Origin of the sequence: Salinicola halophyticus (genome assembly GCF_003206695.1) — a bacterium.
Taxonomy (GTDB): Bacteria; Pseudomonadota; Gammaproteobacteria; order Pseudomonadales; family Halomonadaceae; genus Salinicola; species Salinicola halophyticus.
Map to the genome: position 1 here is coordinate 239,157 of NZ_PZJN01000003.1, position 12,966 is coordinate 252,122.

Below are 12,966 nucleotides of genomic sequence, written 5' to 3' on the forward strand. Positions count from 1 at the left end.
GCGGGGTAAACGAGCATTTTGAGTTGATTTTTAAAGCCGTATGGGTGAGCGCAGGCATTTTTCAGACAAAGCGTGGCGCATCACGTTCGTGAACCAGGCGCCCGTTGGCCCAGGTCGCCGCCACGGTGCGATCGTCGCCCAGCATCATCATCGCGAACAGGCGCTCCGAGAGCGTCTCCGTCTGAGAGAGCCGGCGTGACATCAATGGCGTCGAGTTCGGGTCGAGCACGACGATATCCGCCTCGAACCCGGCCTGCAGGCTGCCGATCTTGTCATCAAGGTGCAGTGCCCGCGCGTTGCCTAGCGTGAGCCGATAGAACCCCTGCCAGCCGGTCAATGCCTGACCGAGTAGTGCGCCGACCTGATAGGCGCCTTGTAAGGTGCCGAGACCGGATAGTGTGGTTCCCGCACCGACGTCGCTGGCAAGCGATGTCGTAAGACCCGCATCACGACACGCCAGCCGATCCATCAGTCCGCTACCCAGAAACAGGTTCGATGTAGGGCAGAAGGCGATATTGGCGCCACGCTGGGCCAGGCGGCGGCGCTGATCGTCATTCAGATGGATGCCGTGGGCGAAAGTGCTGCGCGGGCCGACGAGGCCATAACGCTCGTAGACATCGAGATAGTCCCGGCTTTCTGGGAACAGTTCCGCGACCCAGGCCACCTCGCCACGATTCTCCGATAGATGGGTCTGCAGATAGAGATCGGGGGCGTTGTTCAGCACGCCGCCCACGGCGTCGAGCTGCTCGCGGGTGGAGGTCGGCGCGAAACGTGGCGTCAGCGTGTAGCTCAAGCGGTCGCGGCCGTGCCAGTCGGCGATCAGACGTTCGCTGTCACGTACACCGCCCAGCGTATCGTCGGTGAGGGCGTCCGGCGCGTGACGATCCATCAGCACCTTGCCGGCGATCATGCGGAGCTGACGGCGCTGAGCGGCACTGAAGAAACTGTCGACCGACACCGGATGCGAAGAGCAGAACACCTGGGCTGTAGTGGTGCCGACGCGCAACATTTCGTCGAGAAAGCGCTCGGCGCCGGCCTCGGCATAAGCGGCATCGGCGAACCGGCATTCGGCCGGGAAGGTGTAATCGTTGAGCCAGTCGAGCAGCTCGCGACCGTAGGACGCCATGATGTCGAGCTGAACGTAATGGACGTGGCTATCGATGAAGCCGGGCATCATCAACTTGTCGCGGTAGTCGACGATCTCGATACCGGGCGGCAGTTGGTCGGCGAGTACCTCAAAAGGCTCGACGGCCCGGATATGCCCGTCGACGATCCAGATCGCGCCATCCTCGAGATAGCGCGTGGTGGCGGCCAGCGGCGTCGCTTCCTCGCCGGGATCGTCGAGGCAGGTGAAAAGCGGGCCGCGCAGCAGACGTTGGTGAGTGTTCATGGTCATTCTCTAGCAGGATCTTTGACGAATGGGGCGCTCTCGAGCGGTTCGAAAGCGGAGAAGGTATCACGCCAGGTTTCCGGGGAAATGCCGCGCTGGGCCGGTTTGCTCGACGGTCGTTGCTGGGCCAGCAGCTCGGCGGCAACGCTGATCGCGATTTCCTGCGGACGTTTGTTGATCGTCGAACCCAGGCCGATGGGGCAGCGAACCCGGGCCAGCGCGGTATCGTCGAATCCGGTGGCGGCCAGGCGCGAGCGAAAGCTGGCCCATTTGCTTCGCGAGCCGATCATGCCGATGGACCGCCATGCCTCGTGGCTCGAGTTTGTTCGGGATAATAGTGCCGCGATCAGCGCACGATCCTGTGCATGATCATGGGTCATCACCAGTACATGGCTGGCGGGCGGAATCGCCGCCACGGCGCGATCAACGCCTTCGGCGTCCGGGGTCAGCTCCATCGGCCGAATGCGAGCAGGATAACCGTCGTGGCCGTTTTGCAGCGGAAACGCCTCGGCCCGGCTATCGTACCAGTCGATGCGCCAAGGTAACGGCGCCAGAAGTTCCACCAGCGCCTGGCCGACATGCCCGGCGCCGAACAGCGTCAGATGACTCTCCGCACCGGCGAAGATTTCGAGCAGCACGTGGACGAAGCCGCCACAGCACTGACCGGAGCGACCTCCCAGCGGAAACGCTTCGAGGTAGGTGCCTGCCGCCACGGGCGTCGCCTTCAGATGCCGGCGAGCGGTCTCGATCACCTGCTGTTCGAAGTGGCCCCCGCCCAAGGTGTCGATGACCTCCGTCGGGGTGACGACCAGCTTGGCGCCGGGCTCGCGCGGGGTCGAGCCGGCGGCGCCGACCACGCTAGCCAGGGCGTGGGGCGCCGCGCTTTCCTGCAGTCGATGCAGCGCGGCGTGCCAGGTTTCGTGCTGGTTCAGGGCCTCGAAAGAGCCCCGCGTCTCGAGCGAGTCGCCAGCGCTCATGGCGTCGCTCCGGTGTTCGAGTTTTCGGCGTCCGGCTTTTGGGCGCTCGGCTTTTGGGGGCGCAGCGCTTCGGCGGCCATCAATACGCGCTCCGGCGTGGCCGGGGTATCCAGCGGCGGGCTGACGCGATAGTCGGTGAGGCTCGCCAGCGCGTCGCGCAGCGCCGACCACACCGAAATGCCCAGCATGAACGGCGGTTCGCCCACGGCCTTGGAGCGATAGATACTGGCCTGGGAGTTGGGGTGGCCCTCGAGCAGTTCGACGTTGAAGATCGGTGGCAGGTCACCGAACGTCGGGATCTTGTAGGTGGCGGGGCCATCGGTCAGCAGACGGCCGTCGTCGTTCCACTTCAGCTCTTCGCTGGTCAGCCAGCCCATGCCCTGGATGAAGCCGCCCTCGACCTGCCCCAGGTCGATGGCCGGATTGAGCGAATCGCCGACGTCGTGAAGGATGTCGACGCGCTCGACGCGGTACTCGCCGGTCAGGGTATCGACACTGACCTCGCTGACCGACGCGCCGTAGGCGAAATAGTAGAACGGCCGCCCCTGCCCGCTGTCGCGATCGTAGTGAATCAGCGGGGTGGAGTAGAAGCCGGTCGCCGACAGCGAGACCCGGCCGAGATAGGCGGCCTGGATCAGTTCTCCCCATGACACCGCGGGCGTCGACGCGCCGGTGTCGGTGACGAGCTTGCCGTTCTCGAGACGCAGCCCTTCGCGGTCGAACTGATAGTGCTCGGCGGCGAAATCGAGCAGGCGCTGGCGGATCTGGCTGGCGGCATCGCGTGCGGCCATGCCGTTGAGATCCGCGCCGCTGGAGGCCGCGGTGGGTGAGGTGTTGGGTACCTTGTCGGTGCGGGTGGCGCTGATTCTCACCGAGTCGAAATCGATACCGAGCTCCCGGGCGACGACCTGACACACCTTGGTATGCAGCCCCTGGCCCATTTCGGTTCCGCCGTGATTGATCATCACGCTGCCGTCGGTATAGACGTGAAGCAGGGCACCGGCCTGATTGAGATGCTTGGCAGTAAAGGAGATGCCGAACTTGACCGGCGTCAGTGCCAGGCCACGCTTGATGATCGGGCTGCGATGGTTGAACTCGCGAATGGTGTCGCGCCGTTGCCAGTAGTCGCTGCTGCGCTCCAGTCGTTCGATGATCTCCACCATCAGCGGATGCTGGTCGACGTGCTGGCCATAGTGGGTGGTGTCACGTCCTTCGCGGTAGAGATTGCGCTTGCGTACGGTCAGTGGATCCTGGCCGACATGGCGGGCGATATCGTCCATCGCCCGTTCGACGATCATCATGCCCTGGGGACCGCCGAAGCCGCGAAAGGCGGTATTCGAGGCGGTGTGGGTGCGGGCACGATGGCCGGTCACGCGTGCCAGGCCCAGCGAGTAGGCGTTGTCGGCGTGGAACATGGCGCGATCGACCACCGCTTCGGACAGATCCGGCGAATGGCCGCAATCGCCGATCAGGGTGATATCGCCGCCGACGATCACGCCGTCACTGTCGAAGCCCAGACGGTAACGATTGTGGAACGGGTGGCGTTTGCCGGTAATGCGGGTGTCGTCGGCCCGCGGCAGACGCAGGCGTATCGCGCGTCCCGTGCGGCGGGCCAGCAGCGCCGCCATGCACGCCCAGGGCGCGGCCTGAGTCTCCTTGCCGCCGAAGCCGCCGCCCATGCGGCGATTCTCCACCGTCACCGCGTGGAACGGGATATCCAGCACCTCGGCGACCAGTTTCTGGGTCTCGCTGGGATGCTGGTTGGAGGTGTAAACGGTGACGCCTTCATCTTCGCTGGGCACGACCAGGCAGGCCTGGCCTTCGAGGTAGAAATGTTCCTGACCGCCGACGAACTGCTCGGCCTCGAGCACGTGGGGCGCGTCCGTCAACGCCTGCTGCCAATCGCCGCTGACCTGCACGTGCGTCGGCCGCACGAATTCGCCGGCCTCGGCGGCGGCAACCGGATCGAAACAGGGCGGCAGCGGCTCGATTTCGACGACGGCCGCCCGGACGGCGCGGCGTGCTTCGGCATAGCTGGTGGCCGCCACGGCAAACAGCGGTTGCCCGACATAACTCACTGTCTCGTCGGCGAACATCGGATCGCCCGGGAAAACCGGGCCGATATCGCGATGCCCGGGAATATGCTGCGCCGCGATGACGTCGACGACGCCGGGCATCTCGCGTACCGCGTCGAGATCGAGTCGCGTCACCCGCCCATGAGCGATCTGACTCAGACCGACCATGGCGTGCAGCGTGCCGTGAGGCGCTGGCAGATCATCGATATAGCGGGCGCGACCGGTGACATGCTGGGTACCACTTTCATGAGCTTGGGCGTGCTTGTTGGCCGTGGCTGATGGGCGCGGCGTGACGGTGTCACGGGCCACCGGCTCGTCGCCTTCGAGGCGGCCGGTCTCCCGGTCCGGCTCCGATAACTCGGATTCGATCTGCGCTTCCAGCGACGCCTCGGTATCTTTCCGTGGCGCTGCGGTTTCAGACTCGGACCCAGCCGTTACGGTCGTCGCACGTGAAGAGTTGAACAGCCGTTTAGTGAGCGTACGCATCGAGAGCCACCTCCGGCGTCGGAACGTTCGAGTCGGCCCGAGCCAGCGTCAGCCGCCAGCGTTCGAGCAGATTGACCGCGGCGATAAGACGGTAATCAGCGGAGCCACGGGCATCGCTCATGGGCGTGAGTGAATCGCGCAGCGCCTTTTTGGCGATCGCGAAGGCGTCTTCGCCGGGCGCCTGGCCTTCCAGTGCCGCCTCGACGGCCTGGAGCCGCAATGGAGTCGCCGCCATGCCGCCGTAGGCGACGCGTACGTCCGCGAGAACGCCGTCCCTCAATCGCCAGCGAAAAGCGCCCAGCAGTGTCGAAATATCGTCCTCACGGCGTTTGGAAAGTTTCCATACCCGCAGCTCGTGATCGGCCCGGGGTTTGGGCAGATAGATGGCGGCAACACACTCGCCGGCCTCGAGCGCCGTCTTCTTGTAATCGAGGAAGAACGATTCGAGCGGTAATTCGCGGATACCCTCAGGGCCGGCCAGACGCAGCCTGGCATCCAGCGTCAGCAGCACCGGTGGGGTATCGCCGATCGGCGACGCATTGGCGATATTGCCGCCCACGGTAGCGCGGTTGCGAATCTGGTCCGAGCCCAGCCGGGTCACCAGATGCGCGAACGCCGGATAGTGCTCGGCCAGCAGCGGCTCCCATTCGCGATAGGTAACCGCCGCACCGACCCACCAGCCGTTGGCCTCCTCCTCTATCTGGCGCAGTTCCCGTACCTGACGCAGATCGATCAACGTATCGAACCGCTCAAGGCGCTGGGTCACGTCGAGCCACAGGTCCGTTGCACCGGCCACCAGCGGCGCCTCGGGATGGCGTTGCATCGTGGCGATGAGCTCGGCCAGCGTGGCCGGGGTCTGATAGCCGGGAGTCGACGAGTCGTCATCGGCTTCTGCGGATTGGCGAGTCAGCGCGCGAATCTGGTTCTCCAGCGCCGGATCGTCGGCCCAGGGCGGCCGAACGTCGGCGCGGTCGCCCATGCTCAAGGCGGCATCTCGAATCGGGCGATAGCCGGTACAACGGCAGAGATTGCCACCCAGGCTGGCTTCGAGTCGGTGAGGATCCAGTGCTGCATCCGGCGTCTTGCGCTGCTGCTCATGCAGGGCGAACAGCGACATCACGATGCCGGGCGTACAGAAGCCGCACTGGCTGCCATGGCACGCCACCATCGAGGCCTGCGCCGGATGCAGCGCGTCGCCTCGGGCGAGACCTTCGACGGTGACCAGGTGCGCGCCCTGAAGCTGGTGCGCCGGCGTGATGCAGGCGTTGGCCGTGCGATAGGCGAGTGCTCGGTGGTCGTCTTTGGGATGGCCGTCTTGGGCATGGCCGTCTTGGGGATGGCCGTCTTGGGGATGAGCGATCGCCACGGTGCAGGCACCGCAGTCGCCGGAGGCACAGCCCTCCTTGGTACCACACTGGCCGAGCGGACCCCGTAGCAGTTCGAGGACGCTGGTGTCGGGGGTGACGGCCACTCGTTGGGGTTGGCCGTTGAGAAAGAATTCGATCATCGGGGACTCGTCGTTATCATTGTCTTGGTCAATGCGAGAAAGCGGTTCGTCAAAATCCTGACCGATCGGTCAACTTTGAACAGCGTCTTCGATTCCAGCCGCGATGGCAAGTGCTCTCTACCAGCGTCTGAGCTGACCCGCCGGCAGACAACCCACTCAATTCAGCATAGCATCGGCACCGTGGACCACTAGGGCGCGTCCCGGGGCGGGCGATTTCATTTTGATAGATGTGTGCAGATAGATGGGTGCAAGGAGCTCAGGTGGATAATCACGATCTTCCCGAAACCACGGCTCGGGAGCGTAACGAGCAGCGCATTTTCGAGGCTGCGGAAACCATCTTCGCCCGGCACGGTTACCGTGGCGCCAGCATCCAGGCGATCGCGGCGGCGGCCGGTATTCCCAAGTCGAACGTTCTCTATTACGTCGGCAGCAAGCGACGGCTCTACGTCACGCTGCTGGAACGCACGATGTGGCGGTGGAACGAGATGTTGAGCGATATCGATGTCGACGATTCCCCGGCAGAAGTGCTCGAGGCCTTCATTCGCAGCAAAATGCGGCTGAGTCAGACCCATCCCCAGAGTTCACGGCTTTTCGCCAACGAGATACTTCAGGGGGCACCGTTTCTGAAGGAATCGCTCTTCGACGAGATGCGGGAATGGATGGACGCTCGCACCCGGGTTTTCCGTCAGTGGGCGGAGCGCGGGCTGATGGATCCGGTGGATCCCGTTTGGCTCATATTCCTGATCTGGTCGGCGACCCAGCATTACGCGGACTTCGAAACCCAGATCGTTGGCATTACGCCTCGCGACGAGCTTGGAGAAGAGGACTTCCAGTCGGCCAGCGACTTCCTCTGTCAGGTCATCATCAAGGGGTGCGGGGCGCGCTAGCGAAACCGTCGATCGGTATTGGCAGGGGACGAAGGCTATCGATTGGGAATCGGGTAGAAAACGGCGGGGGCAGAAGAGCGAAGATATAATCACTGATTCAAACTCGGATGCGAGTCCCTTCGCGCTCGACTTCCTATCGAGTCTCTACCTTGAGGGCCGGCAACGTCCTGTTGCACTGCTGTCGATCCCTGAACGCGCTCCTTGCGAGTGCGTATCATCCGTGAAGGTGCCTCCTTGCCGCAGCGGCGTCCTGCCGTTGCCAGTGTAGCCGACTCGGGATCGACAAAGCGAACCGGAAATTGGCTAAAAACCGTTAATTTACAAAGTGATACGCCTGCTTGTTAATTCGCTTGCTAGCTTTCTTCAAGTCATTGTTTTGTAAACTATAATCGGGAGTCGAACGCGACGCTCCGGATCAGCGCGACGATGGTATCGCCCACTTCGAGTTGCATTTCGTCACAAGCCTGACGAGTGAGTCGGGCGCGAAGCCGCTGGCGGCCGAAAATCAGCCGAACTTCGTTGGCGCTGGGTTCTTGCGGCGATGGCTCTATCGCCTCGATGGTGGTGTCGAGACCATTGCGATAGCTGGTGCCCTGGGGCATGGCATGCGCCAGAGCCACATCACGGACGCCGACGCTGAGACGTATCGACGTGCCGGGAGGCTGGCCGACCGCGGGTATGCGTAGCGTCTGGCCGTCATCGAGTGTGACCCGTGTCAGCGAATAGCGGTGATCGTGATCGACGACTTTGGCGCTCAGCCGCGTGGTGGCATCGAAGCCGCCCAGCCGATCGGTGAGGTCGAGCCGCATCATCAGCTCGTCCAGTGGTCCATGAGCTGCCAGCCGTCCCTGTTCGATCAGCGCGAGATGGTCGGCGATCGCGACGATTTCCGCGGTGTCGTGGCTGACGTAGACCACGGGGATGTCGATCTCCCGGGTCAGCCGCACGAGATAACGCAGCAGTTCCTGCTTGCGCTCGCCATCCAGCCCGGTCAGGGGCTCGTCCATCAGCAATATTCGTGGCTGAGTCAGCAGGGCGCGACCGATGGCGACGCGACGGGCCTCGCCGCCGGACAGCGTCCCCGGCAAACGTTCCAGAAGCGATTCGATACCCAGCAGCTCCACGAGATCGTCGAAGCGCGAGCGAGCGGCCGGCGGCATGCCATAGGTCAGGTTGCCGCGAACGCGGTAGTGCGGAAATAGCCGCGCTTCCTGAAACACGATGCCCAGCTGGCGTCGATGAATCGGTACATGAATCTTCTGCTGGATATCGCTCAGCGTACGCTCGCCTAGCCGGACGTATCCGCCATCCGGGCGGTCGAGACCGGCAATCAATCGCAACAGACTGGTCTTGCCGCTGCCGGACTGGCCGAACAGCGCGGTCACCCCGCTGGCGGGTACTGCGAGCGAGACATCCAGATCGAAATCTCCCAAGCGCTTGTATACGCGGCAGGCCAGGGCGTTGCTGTCGGCGTCGGCGTCGGCGTCGGCGTCGGCGTCGGCGTTGGCGTCGCTCGCACGGTCGGTGTGACGACGCGAAACATCGTTCATCGATCACGCTCCTCGAGACGCTGCCGGGCCCGGCGAGCCAGCCATTCCGACGCCATCAGTGAGAGCATGGCGATCACGATCGACAGCACGCACAGGCGCGCCGCGGCGGCTTCCTTGCCGGGTGTCTGGATCAACGTGTAGAGCGCTAACGGCAGGGTGCGCGTTTCACCGGGAATGTTCGAGGCAAAGGTGATGGTGGCGCCGAATTCCGACAGCGCCCGGGCGAACGCCAGCACCGTCCCGGTCAACAGTCCCGGTATCGCCAGTGGCAGCGTGATCGTGAACAGTACGCGCCAGCGATTGGCGCCCAGCGTCCCGGCGGCCGCTTCCAGTTTGGGGTCGACCGCTTCGAGCGAGAGCCGCACGGCGCGAACCAGCAGCGGAAACGCCATCACGCCGCCGGCAATCGCGGCGCCCTGCCAGGTAAAGGGCAGCGACAGGCCGAAGCCTTGATAGAGCCACTGGCCCAGCCAGCCGTTGCGTCCCAACGATAGCAGCAGCAGATAGCCCACCACGACCGGCGGCAGCACCAGCGGCAGATGAAGCAGGCCGTCGAGCAGGGCCTTGCCGCGAAACTCGTGGCGCGCCAGTAGCCAGGCGACGGCGATGCCGGGAAGCAGAATCCAGCCGACCGCACTGCCAGCGATCTTCAGGCTGAGGGTAATGGCCTGCCATTCGGCATCGGAGAGCGCTATCGACTCGAATAACATCAGGATTGTGACTCAGTCGGCGTTCGCAGGGGTGAACCCGTAGCGGGAAAAGATCGAGAGCGCATCATCGCCGGCCAACCATTGCCGAAACGCTTGGGTCGCATCGCTCGGCTGCGGGTCGACCACGGCGAGGGGATAGGTGATCGGATCGTGACTGTCGTCGGGGAAAACGCCGACCTCCTTGACCCGGTCACTGGCTTTGGCGTCGGTTTCGTAGACGATACCCAGCGGCGCTTCGCTACGTTCGACCAGCGCCATGGCAGCGCGCACATTGTCGCCGTTGGCGAGGCGCGATTCCAGCGCATCCCATTCGCCGATCGACTGCAGCGCCTCCTTGGCGTAGATGCCGGCCGGCACATGACTGGTCTCGCCCACCGATAGGCGTTGGCCGTCTTCGAGCTGCGACGCGATCGGGGTATCGCCGCCGGGCGTGAAGTCCGCGATGTCGCTTTGCGCCGGCGCGATCAACACCAGCCGGTTCCGGAGCAGGTCCACGCGCTCGCCGAGCGTTACGTGCTGGTCGTCGAGCCAGTCCATCCACTGTTCATTGGCGGAGATATAGATGTCGGCCGGCGCGCCGCTGGCGATCTGGCGCGCCAGCGTCGACGATGACGCGTAGACCGGGACGATATCGACGTCATGATCGGCTTCATAAGCGTCAATTGCGTCGTCCATGGCATTGGTCATCGAGGCAGCGGCATAGACCTGGACCTGTGCTCCAGAATCGCCGGCATGGGCCGCAACCGGGAGGAAAAAGAGTGCTGCCAGCCAGTGGCGCTGAATTCGATGAGCCGGAGAAGTCATGGGTTTCTCGCTATGTCTGAATGGAAATAACGGGAAATCACTATAGACGCCGGCGATGCATTGGTCGACAGAAAAACCGAGGGCTGGTTATCAGTCGGCGCCGTTTTCTTCGGCCGGAGGCCGGGGGGAGAGATGATTCAGCAGCGCTTCGCCGTGGCGATTGCAGGCCAGATCGGCCATTAGCCGGTGGTACTCCTCGATGAGCGCGTGGCCATGAGCGGTCAGCGTGGCGCCACCGCGCTGGGTACCGCCGGTGACGGTATCGATCACCGGCGCAGCGAGATGGCGATTCATGGTCTCGAGAAGCTGCCAGGCCTTCTTGTAGCTCAATCCCATTTCCCGGCACGCCGCGGCGATCGAGCCATGCCGCCCGATCGCCTCCAGCAGCTCGATCTTGCCGGGACCGATCACGATCTCCTTGTCGACGACCAGACGAAGTTGAAATCGCGGCGACGGGTGGTGCGTTCGGGTCATGGCGGCATCATGGTGGTGGCGAGGTCCTCATATTAACACGGGCTCGTTTTAACACAGACGCTCGCCTTGGGCCCATGGTTCACGCCGTCTGCGCGACTTCGCGGTAGGTGCCGAATCGCCAGCGCAGCCAGTCCACGATCACGAACAACGCCAGGCTGGCTCCCATTACCGGCAGCGCGTAGCCGCAGGCCAGCGCGATGAGAATGGTGCAGATCTGGGACCGTCGTCCCATGCGCCGGAAGAGCGCGGTCAGCGTCTGCGTGTCGCGGGAAGCCGTGGCTCGCCGACGCCACCACATCACGTAGCCCCAGCAGATCAGTGTCGCGAGGCTCGCAGCGAAGGCGACCAGCACCAACTGATTGGCCAGTCCGAACAGTACCCCCATGTGCAGATCGATCCCCCACCGGGTCAGCTTGGCGGCCAGCGGGAAGGTGGCAAAGTCGGTTCGATCGGTAACGGCAAAGGTCTGCGGGTCCAGTGCGACCTGATCGACCTGGGTCGGCCATTCCCGGCCGATCTCGCGAATCTGCCAGGCCTTCTGCGGCGAACCCGGCGGCACGATCTCGATCTTGTCGGCGTCGATGCCGGCGGCTCTGGCTGCATGCAGGGCTTGGTCGAAGTCGTCCAGCGACCGTGCCGTTTCGTCGGTCATGTCCATCCCGGCATGTTGCTTCGCGGCATGATGGGCGGCGTGAGGATCGGCGTTTTGCGCCGAGCCGGAATGCCCGGCCAGATCGGTGGAGACGCTGGGCGTGCCCCAGCCCCAGGCATGGCGCAGCTGCGCGATGTTGCCGCCGGCCCACTGAGACCAGGTCAGTCCCGTGGCGGAGAAGAACAGCAGCCCGATCAGCGCGAAGGCCCCCAGGGTGGCATGACGCTGGCGCAAGCGCTGCGGTCCGTTCTCCCGCCGTACGGCGCGTCGGCGCCGCCACCATAGAAAGCCGCCACCCAGCGCGGCGATCCACAGCCAGGAGGCCGCTAGCTCGCTGTAGAGACGGCCGACATCGCCCAGCAGCAGGCTACGATGGAACTGATCGATGGTGGTGCGCAGCGGTAACACCCCGCTGGTCCCGTAGACCGGCATGTCGCCGCGGATCTCCAGCGTCACCGGGTCGACGAACAGCGCGCGATGTTCTGAGGCACCGTAGGCATCGCCACCGAACATCACCCGTGTCGTCATCCCCGCTTCTGGTGCGGGCCGAACGGCCGCGGGCGGGGAAGAGATGTCAACGGCTTGCTGCGCGGCCTCGATCTGGCGTGACAGCGGCTGCGCTTCGCCGCTGCTCTGCGTAGTCAGGGCGTCGTGATAGAGCCAGTTCTCGAGTTGCGGGGTCAGCGCGTAGGCAATGCCGGAGAGCGCGGCTACCAGCAGGAAAGGGCCGATGAAAAGGCCGACGTAAAAATGAAGGCGCATGATCAGTGAGACCCATGCGGAAGACGTGCGGCGATCGGCCGCCGGGGGAGCGGTGTCCATGGTGGAACTCCAAGCCTGAGCCAGTATGCAGCGCCAGGATGCCGAAGCATCGAGCGCGTACGGAACGTCGCCGGCCATGCATCCCACGAAACTGCAATCTCGAAGAATGCAGTCTCGGGGAATCCGGTCGCGAAGATTTCTATCTCGCGAGACGGCAGGCAGCGGCGATGAGAGACGAGTGGATTCAGGCTCGGGGCGGTGCTCGCGAGGCGTAGCGGGGGTAGACCGGTGCAGTGGACGGCGACGTTTCGATCGCCAGCAGTGGGCGAGCCGCTGGCGGCGGCGTCACCGGGGGCATCACTCGAGGTGGTTCGATCCCCGGGGCATGCAGGAAGAGCTCACAATAGCCGCACGCGGCCATGTCGAAGTGATGGACGAACTGGGCATCACCGACTGCCCGGGGATGATCGTGGCCGTGAGACCCGGCATCGCCCTGGTGGGCCATCTCGGTCATGCCGCCGGTCGGCATCTCCATCAACCGCTGCATCTGGCTGATCAACGGCCCGGTGAACGCCATCAACATGGCGAACAGCGCAAGCGCGGTCAGCGGGCGGTACCAGCGGTGCCAGAAATGCGTCATATCCGTTCCAGGACGCCATCGTCAGTCCGCGACTCTACCCGTTGGCGGTTTT

Annotated in this window: 11 protein-coding genes; 1 reads left to right on the forward strand and 10 read right to left on the reverse strand. The window is 64.2% G+C overall.

Annotated elements, in window-relative coordinates; translation table 11 throughout:
• Positions 1 to 61: 61 nt before the first annotated feature.
• From guaD to xdhA, 4 genes are read right to left on the reverse strand one after another with little or no spacing between them, the layout of a single operon-like run.
• Entirely contained in the window at positions 62 to 1,396 is a 1,335-nt protein-coding gene (guaD, locus tag DOM58_RS03175; RefSeq protein ID WP_110691740.1) for a guanine deaminase, read from the reverse strand.
• A complete protein-coding gene (gene xdhC / locus DOM58_RS03180; protein ID WP_110691741.1) occupies positions 1,393 to 2,367 on the reverse strand; it encodes a xanthine dehydrogenase accessory protein XdhC in 975 nt (324 codons plus the stop codon). Before xdhC ends, guaD begins: the two co-directional genes overlap by 4 nt.
• Positions 2,364 to 4,928: a xanthine dehydrogenase molybdopterin binding subunit gene (xdhB, locus tag DOM58_RS03185; protein ID WP_245392130.1), complete on the reverse strand. Its 2,565-nt coding sequence runs from the start codon at positions 4,926 to 4,928 to the stop codon at positions 2,364 to 2,366. Before xdhB ends, xdhC begins: the two co-directional genes overlap by 4 nt.
• Positions 4,912 to 6,435, reverse strand: coding sequence for a xanthine dehydrogenase small subunit (xdhA, locus tag DOM58_RS03190; RefSeq protein ID WP_110691742.1), 1,524 nt, complete (start codon positions 6,433 to 6,435; stop codon positions 4,912 to 4,914). Before xdhA ends, xdhB begins: the two co-directional genes overlap by 17 nt.
• Positions 6,436 to 6,695: 260 nt before the next feature.
• Between xdhA and DOM58_RS03195 the strand changes: the two genes are divergently transcribed.
• Positions 6,696 to 7,322, forward strand: coding sequence for a TetR family transcriptional regulator C-terminal domain-containing protein (locus tag DOM58_RS03195; protein WP_245392131.1), 627 nt, complete (start codon positions 6,696 to 6,698; stop codon positions 7,320 to 7,322).
• 383 nt (positions 7,323 to 7,705) lie between these two features.
• Here the strand turns inward: DOM58_RS03195 and modC are convergent, their stop codons facing one another.
• The 6 genes from modC to DOM58_RS03225 form a co-directional block, all read right to left on the reverse strand.
• Positions 7,706 to 8,872: a molybdenum ABC transporter ATP-binding protein gene (gene modC, locus DOM58_RS03200; protein ID WP_110691744.1), complete on the reverse strand. Its 1,167-nt coding sequence runs from the start codon at positions 8,870 to 8,872 to the stop codon at positions 7,706 to 7,708.
• Positions 8,869 to 9,582 carry a molybdate ABC transporter permease subunit gene (gene modB, locus DOM58_RS03205; RefSeq protein WP_110691745.1) on the reverse strand — a complete coding sequence of 238 codons (714 nt, stop codon included), beginning with the start codon at positions 9,580 to 9,582 and terminating at the stop codon, positions 8,869 to 8,871. Before modB ends, modC begins: the two co-directional genes overlap by 4 nt.
• Positions 9,583 to 9,594: 12 nt before the next feature.
• Entirely contained in the window at positions 9,595 to 10,386 is a 792-nt protein-coding gene (gene modA, locus DOM58_RS03210) for a molybdate ABC transporter substrate-binding protein (protein ID WP_110691746.1), read from the reverse strand.
• 90 nt (positions 10,387 to 10,476) lie between these two features.
• Positions 10,477 to 10,860 (reverse strand): winged helix-turn-helix domain-containing protein, encoded by a 384-nt coding sequence (locus DOM58_RS03215; RefSeq protein ID WP_110691747.1) that lies wholly within the window; start codon positions 10,858 to 10,860, stop codon positions 10,477 to 10,479.
• Positions 10,861 to 10,939: 79 nt separating this feature from the next.
• Complete coding sequence (locus DOM58_RS03220) at positions 10,940 to 12,334, reverse strand: PepSY-associated TM helix domain-containing protein (RefSeq protein WP_245392132.1); 1,395 nt, start codon at positions 12,332 to 12,334, stop codon at positions 10,940 to 10,942.
• A 184-nt stretch (positions 12,335 to 12,518) separates the two neighbouring features.
• Complete coding sequence (locus DOM58_RS03225; protein WP_075563784.1) at positions 12,519 to 12,914, reverse strand: DUF2946 domain-containing protein; 396 nt, start codon at positions 12,912 to 12,914, stop codon at positions 12,519 to 12,521.
• Positions 12,915 to 12,966: the final 52 nt, after the last annotated feature.

Bases quoted from the DNA above. Each gene is read 5' to 3' on its own strand.
- guaD (WP_110691740.1), bottom strand. From the start codon at position 1,396: ATGACCATGAACACTCACCAACGTCTGCTGCGCGGCCCGCTTTTCACC.
- xdhC (WP_110691741.1), bottom strand. From the start codon at position 2,367: ATGAGCGCTGGCGACTCGCTCGAGACGCGGGGCTCTTTCGAGGCCCTG.
- xdhB (WP_245392130.1), bottom strand. From the start codon at position 4,928: ATGCGTACGCTCACTAAACGGCTGTTCAACTCTTCACGTGCGACGACC.
- xdhA (WP_110691742.1), bottom strand. From the start codon at position 6,435: ATGATCGAATTCTTTCTCAACGGCCAACCCCAACGAGTGGCCGTCACC.
- modC (WP_110691744.1), bottom strand. From the start codon at position 8,872: ATGAACGATGTTTCGCGTCGTCACACCGACCGTGCGAGCGACGCCAAC.
- modB (WP_110691745.1), bottom strand. From the start codon at position 9,582: ATGTTATTCGAGTCGATAGCGCTCTCCGATGCCGAATGGCAGGCCATT.
- modA (WP_110691746.1), bottom strand. From the start codon at position 10,386: ATGACTTCTCCGGCTCATCGAATTCAGCGCCACTGGCTGGCAGCACTC.
- DOM58_RS03215 (WP_110691747.1), bottom strand. From the start codon at position 10,860: ATGACCCGAACGCACCACCCGTCGCCGCGATTTCAACTTCGTCTGGTC.
- DOM58_RS03220 (WP_245392132.1), bottom strand. From the start codon at position 12,334: ATGGACACCGCTCCCCCGGCGGCCGATCGCCGCACGTCTTCCGCATGG.
- DOM58_RS03225 (WP_075563784.1), bottom strand. From the start codon at position 12,914: ATGACGCATTTCTGGCACCGCTGGTACCGCCCGCTGACCGCGCTTGCG.